This is a genomic window from Cupriavidus sp. 22TCCZM01-5 (assembly GCF_057798915.1).
This window is the reverse complement of record NZ_JBYOJR010000080.1, coordinates 1-1,434: the sequence shown is the minus strand read 5'-3', so window position 1 is coordinate 1,434 and position 1,434 is coordinate 1. Positions and strand designations below refer to the sequence as shown.

Sequence of the window (1,434 nt, the reverse complement as noted above, 5' to 3'; positions counted from 1 at the left end):
GCCGCGCACGGCGCCCATCTTGGCGTGGTCAAGGTCTTGTTCGAGCGGCAGGTTCTGGATGGTGAGGGACATGATGTAACTCCTTGGGGTACTGGGTTTGCTTAGGGTGGTGAGCATCGGGTGTTGCGCTCGCAGGCATATACGCATGGTGTGTGCCAGCACCGGTCCAGGCACCGGAATTCGGAGGCAAGCGTCTGAAAACAAAAAGAAAAATATGAATTCGGCGAAGATGGGAGGGGCTGGCCTGGCCGGCGTGCAGTCTGCCCGGGACCGACACTGCTCCAGCACGTGTCTGCGACGCGCCGACACCCGCGCGGCAGCCGGTGAACGACGAGGCCATCAGGAGGAACGATTCGCCGCCAGCGGACACGAATCAGGACAGGGCCATGGAATGCGTCGACACCGCCCCGGGGCGGGCGACTCACATTTCCCGGCACGACCGATTGGAAGGAGGGTCGACATGAACGCAAAGTCAGAACTGGTTCCCGCCACCGAACTGGCGCAACGCAACCCCATCCGCTTTCCCAATGAAAGCGCGGAATACCGCCAGGCGCGCAACGCGCTGCTCGCAGAGGAGATCGAATTGCGCCGGCACATTGAACGCGTGGCCGAACAGCGGCGCAGGCTGCCGCCAGGCGGCGAGGTGACGAAGCGCTATACGTTCCAAAGTGAAAACGGTCCAGTCACGCTTGGCGATCTGTTCGGCGACAAGGACACGCTGGTCATCTACAGCTACATGTTCGGGCCTCAGCGCGAGAAGCCCTGTCCAATGTGCACGTCGATCATGGCATCGTGGGACCACAAGGTGCCGGATATCGAGCAACGCGTGGCGCTGGCGATGGTGGCCCGCTCGCCCATCGACCGGCTGGTGGCCGCCAGGCGGGCGCGCGGCTGGACCAAACTGAAGGTCTATGCGGACGTCGACGGGGATTTCACGCGCGACTATGTCAGTCCAGAGGATGCGGACATGCCGGGTTATACGGTCTTCACGCGCCGGGACGGGAAGATCCGGCATTTCTGGAGCGGCGAGTTGTTCGGCATCCCGCCCGACCCCGGACAGGATCCGCGTGGCGCGCCGGACCTTGACCCGCTGTGGAGCCTGCTGGACACCACGCCGCAAGGGCGGGGCAAAGACTGGTATCCGAAGCTGGAGTATTAGCACGGACGCGCCGCTTGCCGCGCGCGCAGTCTCAGCGTCCATCTCAGCGCAAACAAGGGCCGCCCGTCAAAGGGCGGCCCTTGCGGTGGCGGAGGCAAGGGGCAACGCGGGCGCGCCTCCTCCTCCGCCGGATACAACCTGGTACGGCTCAATGCTGCAGGGCCGCGACGATCCCGCCAACGTTGTTGATGGTATTCGTCACGCTCTTCATATCGACGTCGGTGCGGGTCGAGGCATCGACCTGCGTGACCGGGGCGAAGATCGTGTTGGGGCTG

1 protein-coding gene is annotated in these 1,434 nt (G+C 64.1%); it reads left to right on the top strand.

What is annotated here, in order from left to right:
• The first annotated feature begins 460 nt into the window (after positions 1-460).
• Entirely contained in the window at positions 461-1,159 is a 699-nt protein-coding gene (locus tag AC3FNH_RS32480) for a DUF899 family protein (RefSeq protein ID WP_488722999.1), read from the top strand.
• Positions 1,160-1,434 lie beyond the last annotated feature (275 nt).

What these genes read in the sequence shown, in the direction of transcription:
- AC3FNH_RS32480 (WP_488722999.1), top strand. Translation starts at nt 461, where the DNA reads ATGAACGCAAAGTCAGAACTGGTTCCCGCCACCGAACTGGCGCAACGC.